General features: G+C 33.8%; 1 protein-coding gene. It reads right to left on the bottom strand.

The window, feature by feature from the left end; translation table 11 throughout:
- Positions 1-234, bottom strand: a 234-nt coding sequence (locus tag KVS67_RS13310) for a hypothetical protein (RefSeq protein WP_217565577.1), incomplete at both ends; no start/stop codon positions are given.

The raw sequence follows: 234 nt of genomic DNA, 5'->3' as shown, positions 1-234 counted from the left end.
CGGTTTATGATTATTTACCTTTTTATGAGCATTAATTTTACCGTCTTTATATTGCGGTGTAATTTTAGCTGTCGGTTCAGTTATAGGGTGGTTCGGATCATCCACATGAATAATCGCTTTATTTGTTATTTCTCCTCCAACTTTTACTGTTTCTTTTACCTTCACTTTAAAGATGATACTTCTTTCTTTCGTATCCATAATTTCCGGATACTTCGCTGTTACTTTTCCATTCTC

This window comes from Micrococcus sp. GbtcB5 (genome assembly GCF_019091605.1).
Classification (GTDB): domain Bacteria; phylum Actinomycetota; class Actinomycetes; order Actinomycetales; family Micrococcaceae; genus Micrococcus; species Micrococcus luteus.
This window is presented reverse-complemented; position numbering and strand designations above follow the sequence as displayed.